Consider the following 13731-nt stretch of genomic DNA (forward strand, 5'->3'; position numbering starts at 1 on the left):
AAGCGTCAGGAGGCTAGTTGCAGGGCGCGGCGGGCCGGCTGACCTTGCGCCACCTGCGGCTGACGTTCAGCGACGGGCGCGCGTTGCGACGAGATGTTCACCAGTTTGAACTGGTTCACCAGCTGGCCCAGATGCAGCGCATGGTCGCGCATATCGCTGGCGACAGCAGACGCCTGCTCCGTCACGGCAGCATTCTGCTGGGTGATTTCATCCAGATGAATGATCGCTTCATTAACCTGCTCGATGCCGCCATGCTGGTCATTGCTGGCCATGCTGATATCGGCCACGTGGGTGTGCACTTCCGCCACCGAGCTGACGATGGTCTGCATGATGCGTCCGGCATCGGCCACCGACTGGCTGCCGCTGGCCACGGCCTGCGACGACGCTTCGATCACGCCCTTGATTTCCTTGGCGGCAGCAGCCGAGCGCTGCGCCAGCGTGCGCACTTCCGAGGCCACCACGGCAAAGCCACGGCCCTGTTCACCGGCACGCGCCGCCTCTACTGCAGCATTCAGCGCCAGAATATTGGTCTGGAAGGCGATACCGTCAATCACGCTGATGATCTCCGTGATGCGGCGCGAACCTTCGGTGATCTCTTCCATATTCGCCACCACCTTGCGCACCACTTCACCGCCCTGCGCAGCCACCTCTGCGGCAGTATCCACCAGCACATTGGCCTTGTTGGCATGTTCGGCGTTGTCGCGCACCGCCTGCGTCAGTTCTTCCATCGAAGCGGCGGTCTGTTCCAGCGAACTGGCTTGCGCTTCCGTGCGGGACGACAGTTCCTGATTACCTTCGGCCATTTCAACCGCGCCGCGGCTGACCACATCGCTCGACTCCTTGATCTGGCCGATCAGCAGCTTGACGTTAATCTGCAGAATCCGCAGCGCCTGCAGCGCATCTTTGGCCTCCTTGCAGCCGCGCGCTTCGATATGACGGGTCAGATCGCCATCGCTCATCTGTTCGATATCGTGACGGATCTGGTTCAGCGGTTCCACCGCATTGTTATACGCCACACCCCACAGCACCCCGGCCAGCAGCACCGACAGCAGCGCACTGCAGCTGGCCCACATCAGCATGCCTTGCGCCACGAACATGGCAGTGGCCAGCGTGACAAACACGGACAGACCACCCGCCAGCGCCAGCCGGCCACTCAGGCTGGTGATGCGGCGCAGGCTGAAACGGCTCTTGTGACGGGCCGGTACCACCTGACCGTGCCGCACATGGATATGGGTGGCGCCTTCGCGCAGCAGCTTGTACGCCGCTTCCGCCGCTTTGACTTTCTCGCGGCTAGGTTTGATGCGGATCGAGGTATAGCCGATCACGCGGCCATGTTCCACCACGGGCGCGGCATTGGCTTCTACCCAGTAGTGATCGCCATTCTTGCTGCGGTTCTTGACCACGCCGTTCCAGGCCTGTCCCTTTTGCAGGCAATGCCACATATCGGCAAAGGCAGCGGCCGGCATGTCGGGGTGGCGCAGGATATTCTGCGGCGCGCCCATCAACTCCTGCTCGGTGTAGCCGCTAATCTTGACGAAGTCCTGATTGACGTAGGTGATATTCCCTTTCAAATCAGTCTTGGAGACGATGGTCTCGTCATCCCTGAGTACGTACTCGACGTTGGTAACTGGTCCGTTATTGCGCATGGCATTCCCTAAAGATCGATCGCGGGGTGTCTGTTGAACATTCCACAATTCAGCTAACTTGCAAAAAATTCTGGCGCGTTGTATCGGGCAGACCTTGCCAAAGTGAGAGCACAAGCGGGTTCATGGCTTGCATTTATGGCAGGCAACTCTTAGTTGCATGCGGGAACTTTAGCACCGTGAAAATTGTTAAGCAATCTTAAAAATACTGAATTTTTCTTAATGTAAATCGCTTGATTTATTCAGTTTTCAAACGGCTGGAAATCGGTTAGGAAATCGCGCCCTCGCCGCCGGTGGCGAGCTGCGCATGGTATGCTAGCGCCGCCTTCCTCTAACACTACCCTCAGCGAGCCTGATAATTAGCCTATGCATATCACCGTCTACGGCATTCCGAATTGCGATACTGTCAAGAAAGCCCGCGTCTGGCTTGCGGAGCACTACCCGCAAACCGTGTTTCACGACTTTAAAAAACAGGGATTGAGCGCCGAAATTGTTGCCGCATGGATACAACAAGTGCCGCGCGACGTCTTGATCAACAAGAAAGGCTTGACCTGGCGCAATTTGCCGGACGAGCGCAAAGCCGCCATCGTCGACGATGCCAGCGCGATTGCCCTGATGCTGGAACAGCCTTCCGTGATCAAACGCCCTGTGCTCGACAAGGATGGCCAGTACGCGGTCGGTTTTTCCGCCGCGCAATATGAACAGATTTTCAATTCCTGAACCATGACCATGACTCCTTCCCGTACCCTGGCCCTGACCGAGAAACTGATTGCGCTATCCTCCGTGACACCGGACGACCGCGGCTGTCAGGCACACCTGATCAGCCTGCTCGAACCGCTGGGCTTTGTGTGCGAAACCATCGAATCGAACGGCGTGACCAATCTGTGGGCCCGCAAAGGCACGACCGCACCGCTGCTGGTGTTTGCCGGCCATACCGACGTGGTGCCTACGGGTCCGGTCGAACAATGGCGCTCGGAACCGTTTAACCCTACCCATCGCGATGGCAAACTGTACGGCCGTGGCGCGGCTGACATGAAAACGTCGATTGCCGGCATGGTGGTAGCGTGTGAGGAATTCATCGCCGCCCATCCCGAGCACCGAGGTTCGATCGGCTTCCTGATCACCAGCGATGAAGAAGGTCCGGCCACGGATGGCACGGTGGTGGTGTGCAATATGCTCAAGGAACGGGGCGAAGTGCTGGACTACTGCATCGTCGGCGAACCGACCTCGGACGAAACGCTGGGCGACATGATCAAGAACGGCCGCCGCGGTTCGCTCTCGGGCAAACTCACCATCAAGGGGGTGCAGGGCCACATCGCCTACCCGCAACTGGCGCGCAACCCTATCCATCTGGCTGCACCGGCACTGGCCGAACTGGTGGCCGAACGCTGGGACGAAGGCAATGAATACTATCTGCCAACCTCGTGGCAGATGTCCAACATCAATGCCGGCACGGGCGCCAATAACGTAATTCCGGGCGAGATGGTGATCGACTTCAACTTCCGCTTCTCCACCGCCAGCACCCACGAGGAACTCAAACGCCGCGTGCACGCCATTCTGGATAAGCACGGCCTGCACTATGACCTGAAATGGGCGCTCAGCGGCCTGCCCTTCCTGACCCCGCGCGGTACGCTGAGCGATGCGTTGTCGGCAGCGATCCGTAGCGAGACGGGCGTGGAGACGGAACTGTCGACCACGGGCGGCACCTCGGATGGCCGCTTTATCGCGCAGATCTGCCCTCAGGTGATAGAATTCGGCCCTCCCAATGCCAGTATCCACAAGATCGACGAACATATCGAACTGCGTTTCGTCGATCCGCTGAAGAATATCTACCGCCGTACGCTGGAAAACCTGCTGGCCTGATCCTGCTGTCGCCTGATCTGCCTGCGCGCGGCGTGCGTGCCCTGTTGACCGTTATAACTAGAGAGCTATGAATACCACTCCATTCACCACGCCGCGCGACCTGCTGCGCTATGCTGTGTCCCGCTTCAATGCTGCCGGCCTGTTTTTCGGCCATGGCAGCACCGAGGCCTTCGATGAAGCGGCCTACCTGATTCTGCACACCCTCAAGCTGCCGCTGGACCGTCTGGAGCCCTTCCTCGATGCCAAACTGCTGGCCGAAGAAATCGCTGCCGTGCTGGCCGTGATCGACCGCCGCACCAACGAACGGGTGCCGGCTGCCTACATCACCAACGAAGCCTGGCTGGGTAGCTACCGCTTCTACGTGGACGAGCGCACCATCGTGCCGCGCTCCTTCATCGCCGAACTGATTCCGCAATACTTCGCGCCGTGGGTCACGGAACCGGAAAACGTGCGCAACGTGCTGGAACTGTGCACTGGCTCCGGCTGTCTGGCCATCATGCTGGCTGACGCCTTCCCCGATGCAGAAGTCGATGCCGTGGATATTTCGGCCGACGCGCTGGAGGTGGCGAAGAAAAACGTCGCCACCTACGAACTGCAGGAGCGCCTGACCCTGATCCAGTCCGACCTGTACACCAATGTACCGGACAAGAAATACGATCTGATCATCACCAACCCGCCGTATGTGAATTCGGCTTCCATGAGCAAGCTGCCGATGGAATACCGCGCCGAGCCGGAACTGGCGCTCGACGGCGGCAAAGACGGCATGGATCTGGTACGCAAAATCGTCGCCGGTGCTGCCGAGCGCCTGACCGATGACGGCCTGCTGATCGTCGAAATTGGCAACGAGCGCGATTTCGCCGAAGCGGCCTTCGGTGAACTGGGCCTGACCTGGCTCACCACCAGCAATGGCGATGACATGGTGTTCCTGCTCACCGCCGACCAGCTCAAGCTGTAATCCACCACGCTGTACCCCTAGCCCCGATAAGAAGAACCACCGATGATCCGTTTTATCCAAGTAAGCCTGATGCGCGGCGTGAAGCCGCTGCTGGAACAGGTCGATGTCACTCTCAACCCTGGCGACAAGATCGGCCTGATCGGCGCGAACGGCGCCGGCAAATCCAGCCTGTTCGCCATGATGCGCAACGAGCTGCATCCGGATCAGGGCGAGATCGATTTCCCGGCCAAATGGCGCGTCGCTTACGTGGCACAGGAAACCCCGCCGCTGGAACGGGCTGCGCTGGATTACGCCATCGATGGCGACGTCAATCTGCGCAAGCTGGAGGCGGAACTGGCGCGGCTGGAAGCGGAGCCGGAATCGAGCGAGAATGGTCTCGCCATGGGCGAAATCTATAGCGCGCTGGCCGATGCCGACGCCTACACCGTGCAGTCGCGCGGCGAACAGCTGCTGCTGGGGCTGGGCTTTACGCTGGAGCAGATGAAGCAGCCCGTGTCCAGCTTCTCGGGCGGCTGGCGTATGCGCCTGAATCTGGCGCAGGCGCTGATGTGCCCATCCGACCTGCTGCTGCTCGACGAACCGACCAACCACCTGGATCTGGACGCCATCATCTGGCTGGAAGACTGGCTGAAACGCTATACCGGCACGCTCTTGATCATCTCGCACGATCGCGACTTCCTCGACGAAATCGTCAACGTCATCGTGCACATCGACGAGCGCAAACTGAAACGCTACTCGGGCAACTACTCCTCGTTCGAGCGCCAGCGCGCCGCCCAGATGATACTGGCCGCCGGTGCCATGGAAAAGCAGCAGCGCAAACGCGCCCACCTCGAGTCCTTCATCAACCGCTTCAAGGCCAAGGCTTCCAAAGCCCGTCAGGCCCAGAGCCGTATGAAGGCGCTGGCCAAGATGGAAGAACTGGCGCCGCTGCGCGCCGCGGCCGAATTCTCGTTCGAATTCCGCGAACCGCTCAACGCGCCCAACCCGCTGCTGGTGATGGAAGACGTGGATGCCGGCTACCGCAGCGAAGACGAGAAGACGGGCGAGATCAGCAGCAAGACCATCGTCAACCACATCAACTTCTCGCTGCAGATCGGCCAGCGTATCGGCCTGCTGGGTGTGAATGGTGCCGGTAAATCGACCCTGATCAAGACCATCGCCGGCGAACTGGCACCGCTGACGGGTACGGCCACCGTGGGCAAAGGCCTCAACATCGGCTACTTCGCCCAGCATCAGGTAGAAATGCTGCGCCACGACGAATCGCCGCTGTGGCATCTGGCCAAGATCGCCCCGACCGTACGCGAACAGGAACTGCGCAACTTCCTGGGCGGATTCAACTTCCCCGGCACCATGGTCACCAGCCCGATCGCTCCGTTTTCCGGTGGCGAGAAAGCCCGTCTGGCACTGGCCCTGATCGTCTGGCAGCGCCCTAACCTGCTGCTGCTTGATGAACCGACCAACCACCTGGATCTGGAAACCCGCGAAGCGCTGACGGAGGCACTGGCCCAGTTCGAAGGTACGCTGGTGGTGGTATCGCACGATAGGCACCTGCTGCGCGCCACTACCGACCAGTTCATCATCGTGGCCGACGGCAAGCTGCAACCGTTTGACGGCGATCTGGATGACTACAAAGACTGGATGATGCAAACCAAGCTGGGGAAAGGCACCGATGTGCTGCCCGCTGCGGGCAAAGCCAACCAGACCGATTATCCGGTGACGTCGCCGGTGGCTCCGGCTCCGGCTAGCGCGCCAGCATCTGCGCCAGCCAGCGCAGCGCCAGCCGCCAACAGCGGAGCCGCAGCGGTCAGCAGTTTCCAGAGCAAGGAACAGAAGCGGCAGGCGGCGGAAGATCGCCAGCGCCTGTCAGCCCAGCGCAAGCCGCTGGAACAGAAGCTGAAGAAAGTCGACGAGCAGATGGCCAAGCGCAGCACCCAGAAAAGCCAGATCGAAGCACAGCTGGCCGAGCCCGATATCTATGATGCGGCCAACAAGCCCCGTCTGATCAAGCTGCTGGCCGAACAGACCGACGTTACACGCGAGCTGGGCGAGCTGGAAAGCGAGTGGCTGTCGCTGCACGAACAGCTGGAAGCGCTGGCCTGACGGCCACGGCGTGGCAGGCGACGTAGGCGCCGGCCTGCTACGCAATTCCACGTCCAGCCGCTGTCTACGCTGCCTGCCGCACACCCACCGGCGCTTTACGCACTGACATCAGCTTCTCGATATCGACCACGATCAGGCGGCGACCATCCACCTCGCCCCGCCCCAGCAGATAGTCGACGCCGGCCGCACCGGCAATCGGCTGCACCTGCTCCAGCGACAGCGTCACCACATCGGTAATCCCATCCACCACGATGCCCACCACGGCGTCAGCCAGCTGCAGGATGATCACGTCGGTGCGCGGATCGTGCTGCGGCGGACGGGGGCCGAACGCCACCCGCATATCGACAATGGGCATGATGACGCCGTGCGAGACGGCCACCCCCGCCACGATCTCCCCCGCCGTGGCAAAGCGTTCCAGCGCCTGCAAGGGCCGCAGTTCCTTCACCTTGGCGAAATCCAGCGCATAATCGAGCCCGCCGAGGCGGAACACCAGATACTGGCCGGCGCCCGCTGCAGCGCCTTGGTCGTGCATAGTCAAACCGGACATGATCATCCTTTCGTCGGATAACAGGCATGTCTCATCCTAGCCGCAGCGGGCGTTGAAAGCGTTGAGAAGCGTCAACTTTCGCCAGCCTGCGCGCCGCCCGCTGCTACAATTTCTGCATGACACCTGACCAGCCACTGATACCGCCCGAGCCGCCGGAACAACCACTGCGGGGCATACGGGTACTCGATCTGACCCGTTTGCTGCCCGGCCCCGTCGCCACCATGCATCTGGCCGACATGGGTGCGGAAGTCATCAAGATCGAAGACCCGGGTACGGGCGACTACGCGCGCAGCATGGGCCCCGTGCGCAAGCAAGTCTCGCAGTTCTTTGTCGCCGTCAACCGCGGCAAGCAGCTGCTGCGCCTCGACCTCAAGGATGCCGCCCAGCGCGAACAACTACTGGCCATGGTGGCACAGGCCGACGTGCTGGTGGAGAGCTTCCGCCCCGGCGTGATGGACAAGCTGGGGCTGGGCTGGGCGGTGCTGAAGCAGCATAATCCCCGACTGGTCATGTGTGCCATCTCCGGCTACGGCCAGCATGGCCCGCTGGCCCAGCAGGCCGGACACGATATCAACTACATCGGCTATGCGGGCCTGCTGGCGCAGAACTGCGCCAGCGATGGCGTGCCCGTGCTGCCCAATCTGCAGGTGGGCGATCTGCTGGGCGGTGCACAGGCGGCACTACAGGGCATACTGGCAGCGCTGGTGGCCGTCAAAATGGGCGGCATGGGAAGGCTGGTCGATGTATCGATGACGGCCACGGTAATGGCGCATAACATCATGCCGCTAGTCGCCGTCAACAATGGCGCACCGGCCGCAGCGGGCGCCGATCTGCTGACGGGCGGGGTGCCCTGCTACAGTGTGTACCGCACTGCCGACGGACGCTACATGGCGGTGGGTGCGCTGGAACTGAAATTCTGGCAAACCTGCTGCGACGTACTGCAGCGTCCAGACCTGAAAACTCGCCACTGGCAACTGGGCCAGCAGGTGGGCGGCGCCGACGCCATGGCCGTCAAGGCCGAACTGGCAGCGCTGTTTGCATGCCACACGCTGGCCGAATGGCGTACCCGCTTTGACGCAGCCGATTGCTGTGTTACACCCGTACTGACGACGCAAGAAGCCTTGCAGCACCCGCTATTCGCTAATCTAGTTAGTCAGCGCGAGCACGCAACGGAAGGCCGCTACTGGAGCGTCGGCCAGCCCGTGCAGTTTCACCTGTAGGTTCAGGCTTCCGGTTCCAGCGGCGGAGTCCAGTCCAGCGGCCCCTGACTGCCGGCATACACCACCTGCATACCCGGCACAGTCGTGCGCACCTTGGCTTTCAGGTCTTTGGCCGGACGGTCGTAAGGGGGATTGCCATCCGGTGCAAAGCTCATGGTACGCAGCAGCACATCGCCCGTCAGCTGCTCCACCTTGCAATAGGAACCGCGCATGATGGCCAGCTTCTGCCGTTCGATCAGATTGACTTCTTCCTGCGCCTGCTCGTGCTGCACTTCGGCCGCCTTCAGCAGCAGCGACAGTTTGGAGATGGCGCGCAGCGAGGGCCCCACATTGGCCGCCATCTTGTGGAATAGCTGTTCCTGCTCTGGCGACAGCACCACTTCACGCTTGCGCACACGGGTGGCCAGGGTCAGATAGGTGCGCACATCCGCCTGTCCTGACAGCGCTTCGATTTCATTGCGCCGGATTCTAGCCTCATGCGCCGTCTGCTGCACGCGCGGCTGCAACTCCATGATCTTCTTGTTGAACTTGGACAGGTCAGGCACCAGCGTGTACAGCAGCATTTCGTGCTGGCGGCGTGGTCCGGCACTCTGGATCTCGATCTTGCGCGCGCCGATGGCGCAGCCCTCGGCCACCTTGATGTGGACTTCCTCGGCCAGAATTTCGCAGTTGCTGGCTTCGTCGATATACACCTTGCTACCTGAAATCACACAGCTCTCGGCGCGGGTCAAGTGCACCTCGCCCTTGCGGGTCTGCAGCACGGCACCGGAAGCCACGCCGCGTACCAGAATATCGCCTTCCAGATTGGTGGTAGTGCCGCCCATCAGATTGCGGCTCAGCGTAATCGTCCCGCCGCGTGAACTGATATTACCGAACACATCGCCGTGGATGGTGATGTTGCCGCCATCGACCACGCGCTGCTCCTGCACGTCGCCGAATTCTTCGTATTCGCCCGTCAGCTGCAGATTACCCGTGGTGCGCGCGCTGACGCCTTCGCGGCTGATGATTTTCGGCCCGATCGACAGCCGCTTGGTGGCAGCATCGATACTCAGAAAGCCTTCCACCGCCGACACCAGAAACTCGCCATCGCGGCTATTCTCGATCACCGTGCCTTCGCCGGCCATGTCGCTCAGTTCCAGATCGCGCGGCACGGGCGGTTCCAGCACGATGCCGGACAGTTCATAGCCGCGCGCGCCCATCACCTTGGGCACTTTGCGCAGCAGGCGTACATTGGCTTTGACTTGCGGGAAGCGGTTCTGGAAAGCCTGCAGATCAAGCTTGCCATCCTTCTTCTCGCGCGGTGCATCGCTGCGGTGGATGTCCTGCGACACTTCCTCGATGGTGGCGTCGCGCCCCGGCGCTGCAGCCAGCCGGCGTGCCACCACGATGCGCGCCACGCGGCCATAGGAAATCACATCGCGCACGGCTGGCGCATCGATACCGAAGCGCACACCTTTCACCCACATGTCGGACACGAACTCGTCGAAATTCAGCCGTGCCGGCTGGGCCGGCATATCGGGGATTTCGAAAAACACTGGCTCGAAGAAGTACTCGGCTTCGCCATTGATCAGTTTCACTGCCTTGTACAGGGTACGGCGGGTGGGATGGAAAGGCTCGATGCTGGTGGCAAAGCGGATCATGGGCTGACTCGCCACATTCTCCGGCAGATCCGGCCCGCAGTTGTACAGCAGCTTGATCAGAATGGCGTAATCAAGGCCGGCAAAATAGGAACTGCTGAGAAAAACCTGACTTACCGCAGAAAGACAGGAACGTGGCGAAGCATCCCGCGCGAAGAATACACCGTCGGGACGCTTGATGATTGCGGCCGGCAGCTCGCCCTCTGCCGCCTGTCCTAGCGCCTGAGCCTCATCCGACACAATGTTCCTCACAAAACGGGGCGATTCCCGAATCTAGATTAGCATGAACGCTTGAAATTTGGCAGTGCATGGTTATCCGGCGATGGAGGGGGCACGCGGGTCCAGATGCCAGTTCAGCACACCGGCACTGTCGCAGAACAGCATGCGGCCGGCACCGGCATTGCGCAGGCGCTGTTTGATGTCCTTGGCAGGCAGCATGATCAGGGCGGTGCTGGTATTCTGGAACGGCATGGTGCGTACCATGGTTTCGCCGCACACCATGCGCAGACAGCAGCGCGCGTGGCCGGTAGCCGCCAGCTTCTGCTCGATCACGCGCTGCAGCTTTTCCTGTGTCATCTTGAGCTGGGCGTGGCCGGGACGCAGTTCGTCGCGCAGAGTAGAAATCGACTGCAGTTCCGTGGCCACGGCACCGGCGATCTTGCGCAGCAGATGCCCCTGTTCGGGCGACAGTTGCAGCTCCTGATTGCGCAGCTTCTGCGCCAGCGCCAGATAGCGCCGCACATCGGGAATGGCAGCAATCGCATCGATCTTCTGCTGGACTTCGGCGTTGGCCAGCTGTAGCGCCGTCTCGCGCTGTCCCAGTTCGCCGATCTCCTGATCGAACTGGCTGACATCGCGCACCAGCACATGCACCAGCATTTCCGTGCGGCGGCGCGGACCGGCACTGTCGATCTCCACATCGCGCGCTGCGACGGCGCAGCCTTCAGCCAGTTCGATGCGCACGGTTTCGGCAATGATCTCGCAGTTGGAAGCGTCGGTGATCGTTACCGAGGTGCCCGAGATCACACAGTTCTCGGCCCGCCCGATGACGATCTGGCCACTATCTGTATGGATCACGGAACCGGAAGCCACGCCGCTGATGGTGATATTGCCGGAAGCGTTGTGCACCGCGCCGCTGACCAGATTCTGCCCCAGCACCACGGTACCGCCGCGCGAAGTGATATTGCCATACACATTGCCATGCACGGTGATATCGCTACCAGTGACTTCGCGCTGTTCCTGAATGTCGCCGAATTCTTCGTAGGCGCCAGCCAGTTCCAGATTGCCGGTCGTCTTGCCGCTGACACCGTCCAGACTGATGATCTTGTCCGTGATGGAGATCCGCTTGGACTTGGCATCCACATTCAGGAAGCCCTTGCGGGTCGACACCACATACTCGCCATCCTCGAACATGCGCGCTTCCGTGCCCTCGCCGGCAAAGAAGCTCAGCGTCAGGTCTTGCGGCGCATCGGGCGCGGTACGCCGGCCGCCCGTATCGTAGCCGGGCAGGCCCGGTACGGCCGGTATCTTCTTGAGCAGCTTGACGTTGGCTTCAATCTGCGGGAAACGGTTCTGGAAGCTGCCCAGATCCACCCGGCCATCGGCCCTTTCCTTGGGCGCGTCGCTACGATGCAGGTCGGACGAGACTTCCTCCACGCGGGCATTCTGGCCCGGCTGCGGGTCCAGATCGATGGCCACGGTAATCCGGTCTGGCTTGGTGGACGCGATCGCGGCTGCCACCGCTGCCACTTCAATGCCGAACAAGATGCCCTTGTTCCACATCTCGGTGACGAATTCGTCCACGTTCAGGCGGGTGGGACGCTCGGGTATGATGGTGCCGTCGGATAGTTCCTGCGCTTCCAGATACAGCGTCTCGAAATAGTATTCGGCATAGCCGCGCCCCAGTTTGGGCGGCTTGTACAGCGCCACGCGCTCGGGCGGGATCTCGCCCAGATCGGTGGCAATGCGCACCAGCTCCTTGCCGGGCATTTCCGGCCCCACACCGTACAGGGCTTTGATCAGTACCTTGTAGTCGAGACCGGAGAAATAACGGTGCGAGTGGAATACTTCGTTGATGGCCGCCACCAGCGTCAGTTGCGACATCGACATATCGATGAAGATACCATCGCCCTGCCGCACCAGACCGACGGGCAAGCCGACACCCGGAGCGTGCACTTCCTCCCCTGATGTCACTAGAGCAACGTCTTGAACCACCATCTCCCTCCGAACGGCTTGCACGCCGAAAGACATTGCGTGTAATTAATTAATATTACACTCTGCCTAAAAGGAAGGTTGAATAATTCACATTGTGGGAAGCATAACTGTGAACTAATTGCTACATATCAATAATACATTGATAAGTATCGCCGCCGCGCGGCGGCAATCCGCAGGGAAGCAGCGGACAATCAGCGGCGTGGCGGGTTGGCGTAGATATCCTGACCCGCTTCATTGATCTGGCGACGCAGGTCGCGCCGCTCATCCGGCGTCAAGCGGCCGGCGCGGCGATTCATCTCCGCATTGCGGCCCGCTTCCTGCATGGCGCGGCGCTGCTCCTCGGCACGCGCCTCGTAGCTGCGCGGATCGATCTGACGCAAATCGCCATTACGGCCATCCTGAGCACGGCCACCAGCCATTTCACGCCCGCCACGGCCATCGTCACGGTGCTGACCTTCGCCATTACCGGCTGCCTGCGCCAAGCCGGCAGCCAGCAGACCGCCGCACACTGCGCCGCATGCCAGCATGGCACTGACGGACGAACGCACGCAAAAATATGCGCTGGCTGCCGCGATCATTTTTTTGTGAGTGATGCCCATCTTGGCGTTCCTAATGACTGATTCTATGTCCCGAGTGTATGCTGGATTACCGCAAGCTGTAAGAGCAATTGGGTAAAGTTTGTAACACTTTGTAATGCCTCAAATCAGGCGTTTTCGCGGAACGATTATGACGTTACCATAGCAACATGAATAAGACAAATCTGGCAGAGATATGACTAGTTTATCGACCGAATCCAGCAACAGCGCCGCCAACCTGAACGGCCATCAGGCCAAAATCATGGTGGTAGACGACGACGTACGTCTGCGCGACCTGCTGCGCCGCTATCTGACCGAACAGGGTTTCAACGTCTTCACGGCAGAAAGTGCCACCGCCATGAACAAGCTGTGGCTGCGCGAGCGCTATGACCTGCTGGTGCTGGACCTGATGCTGCCCGGTGAAGACGGTCTATCGATCTGCCGCCGTCTGCGCGGCGCAGGCGACCAGACCCCTATCATCATGCTGACCGCCAAGGGCGAAGATGTGGACCGCATCGTCGGGCTGGAAATGGGCGCCGACGACTACCTGCCCAAGCCATTCAACCCGCGCGAGCTGGTGGCCCGTATCGGCGCCGTGCTGCGCCGCCGTGGTCCGGACGAAATTCCCGGTGCGCCTTCGGAAACCCCGCAATCGTTCGAGTTCGGCCAGTTCGTGCTCGATCTGGGCACCCGCACGCTGAAGAAAAACGGCGAAACCGTGCCGCTCACCACGGGCGAATTCTCCGTGCTCAAAGTGTTTGCCCGCCATGCACGCCAGCCGCTGTCGCGCGAAAAGCTGATGGAACTGGCCCGTGGCCGCGAGTACGAAGTATTCGACCGCAGTCTGGACGTGCAGATTTCCCGCCTGCGCAAGCTGATCGAGCCTGATCCATCGAGCCCGCTGTACATCCAGACTGTCTGGGGACTGGGTTATGTGTTCATACCGGAGGGTCAGCCGCGCTAAGTGCGCGCCAGCG

11 protein-coding genes are annotated in these 13731 nt (G+C 60.9%); 6 read left to right on the forward strand and 5 right to left on the reverse strand.

Annotated features, from left to right (window positions below; all coding sequences use genetic code 11):
- Window positions 1–5 precede the first annotated feature (5 nt).
- Window positions 6–1646, reverse strand: coding sequence for a methyl-accepting chemotaxis protein (locus ABNT42_RS10325; RefSeq protein WP_348696685.1), 1641 nt, complete (start codon window positions 1644–1646; stop codon window positions 6–8).
- Window positions 1647–2009: 363 nt separating this feature from the next.
- On the opposite strand from ABNT42_RS10325, the gene ABNT42_RS10330 reads away from it, so the two are divergent.
- From ABNT42_RS10330 to ABNT42_RS10345, 4 genes are all read left to right on the forward strand, one after another.
- Window positions 2010–2363: an ArsC family reductase gene (locus ABNT42_RS10330; RefSeq protein WP_348696687.1), complete on the forward strand. Its 354-nt coding sequence runs from the start codon at window positions 2010–2012 to the stop codon at window positions 2361–2363.
- Window positions 2364–2372: 9 nt separating this feature from the next.
- A complete protein-coding gene (dapE, locus tag ABNT42_RS10335) occupies window positions 2373–3506 on the forward strand; it encodes a succinyl-diaminopimelate desuccinylase (protein WP_348696689.1) in 1134 nt (377 codons plus the stop codon).
- Window positions 3507–3573: 67 nt separating this feature from the next.
- Window positions 3574–4461 carry a 50S ribosomal protein L3 N(5)-glutamine methyltransferase gene (prmB, locus tag ABNT42_RS10340; RefSeq protein WP_348696691.1) on the forward strand — a complete coding sequence of 296 codons (888 nt, stop codon included), beginning with the start codon at window positions 3574–3576 and terminating at the stop codon, window positions 4459–4461.
- Window positions 4462–4503: 42 nt separating this feature from the next.
- Window positions 4504–6561, forward strand: coding sequence for an ATP-binding cassette domain-containing protein (locus tag ABNT42_RS10345; RefSeq protein ID WP_348696692.1), 2058 nt, complete (start codon window positions 4504–4506; stop codon window positions 6559–6561).
- 64 nt (window positions 6562–6625) lie between these two features.
- Here the strand turns inward: ABNT42_RS10345 and ABNT42_RS10350 are convergent, their stop codons facing one another.
- Window positions 6626–7108 (reverse strand): chemotaxis protein CheW, encoded by a 483-nt coding sequence (locus tag ABNT42_RS10350; protein WP_348696694.1) that lies wholly within the window; start codon window positions 7106–7108, stop codon window positions 6626–6628.
- A gap of 116 nt (window positions 7109–7224) precedes the next feature.
- Here ABNT42_RS10350 and ABNT42_RS10355 point away from each other — a divergent pair, with 116 nt between their 5' ends.
- On the forward strand, window positions 7225–8328 hold the full coding sequence (locus ABNT42_RS10355; RefSeq protein ID WP_348696696.1) for a CaiB/BaiF CoA-transferase family protein: 1104 nt from the start codon (window positions 7225–7227) through the stop codon (window positions 8326–8328).
- Window positions 8329–8330: 2 nt separating this feature from the next.
- Here ABNT42_RS10355 and ABNT42_RS10360 read toward each other — a convergent pair whose 3' ends face one another.
- The 3 genes from ABNT42_RS10360 to ABNT42_RS10370 form a co-directional block, all read right to left on the reverse strand.
- Complete coding sequence (locus ABNT42_RS10360) at window positions 8331–10205, reverse strand: flagellar assembly protein A (RefSeq protein ID WP_348696698.1); 1875 nt, start codon at window positions 10203–10205, stop codon at window positions 8331–8333.
- 72 nt (window positions 10206–10277) lie between these two features.
- The gene (locus ABNT42_RS10365) at window positions 10278–12140 is read right to left on the reverse strand and encodes a flagellar assembly protein A (RefSeq protein WP_348696700.1); all 1863 of its coding nucleotides are present in this window, start codon (window positions 12138–12140) and stop codon (window positions 10278–10280) included.
- A 230-nt stretch (window positions 12141–12370) separates the two neighbouring features.
- Entirely contained in the window at window positions 12371–12778 is a 408-nt protein-coding gene (locus ABNT42_RS10370; protein WP_348696702.1) for a hypothetical protein, read from the reverse strand.
- Between the two features lie 172 nt (window positions 12779–12950).
- On the opposite strand from ABNT42_RS10370, the gene ompR reads away from it, so the two are divergent.
- Window positions 12951–13718 (forward strand): two-component system response regulator OmpR, encoded by a 768-nt coding sequence (ompR, locus tag ABNT42_RS10375; protein ID WP_348696704.1) that lies wholly within the window; start codon window positions 12951–12953, stop codon window positions 13716–13718.
- The last annotated feature ends 13 nt before the right edge of the window (window positions 13719–13731 follow it).

Source organism: Duganella fentianensis (genome assembly GCF_964031615.1).
Taxonomy (GTDB): Bacteria; Pseudomonadota; Gammaproteobacteria; order Burkholderiales; family Burkholderiaceae_D; genus Rugamonas; species Rugamonas fentianensis_A.